General features: G+C 53.8%; 2 rRNA genes. Both read right to left on the bottom strand.

Annotated elements, in window-relative coordinates:
• A 23S ribosomal RNA gene (locus tag AC1DIP_RS22220) occupies positions 1-104 on the bottom strand; the annotation flags it as partial.
• A 480-nt stretch (positions 105-584) separates the two neighbouring features.
• Positions 585-715 (bottom strand): 16S ribosomal RNA (locus AC1DIP_RS22215); the annotation flags it as partial.

The following is a 715-nucleotide window of genomic DNA, read 5'->3' as shown; positions in this document are numbered from 1 at the left end:
ATCACAGTCCGGTTATCGACTCCCCCAGGCTTATCGCAGATTCCTACGTCCTTCTTCGGCTCCTAATGCCAAGGCATCCACCGTGTGCTCTTAAAAACTTGACCACAAAGATCAAAAACAAAAAACACTCGAGAGAACCACAGAAACTGTCCCGCACACCCAAAAAGGCGCACGAACCAGATCCAGGTTCATATTCTTGGAAATTGCTTCTTATACAAGATGCTCGCGTCCACTATGTAGTTCTCAAACAACAACCCCACACCACACACCCCACACACAAACACGTGCGCAGACCGTCATGGCAGGGAAACCAGAAACAAACAAACCCGGGACCTAAACCCCGGCCCTGTTGCCTCAGGACCCAACAGTGTGCCAAACACTACCCGGAACACCAGACCACACAACGTTCCTGAACCCCCGAAGGAATCCGTACTGATCAATGATCCGTGCCACCAGGCACCTATTTGTTGATATTCCACCCATGAGCACCCGCCGCAGGACAATCGCCTGCGCAACGGGCTTGCTTCCTGACAACCCCCACACCCGGACATACATCCAGGCCGGTTGCTGTAGGYGCTCCTTAGAAAGGAGGTGATCCAGCCGCACCTTCCGGTACGGCTACCTTGTTACGACTTAGTCCCAATCGCCAGTCCCACCTTCGACAGCTCCCTCCCACAAGGGGTTAGGCCACCGGCTTCGGGTGTTACCAACTTTC

It is taken from the genome of Pseudarthrobacter sp. 05T312 (genome assembly GCF_056396685.1).
This window is presented reverse-complemented; position numbering and strand designations above follow the sequence as displayed.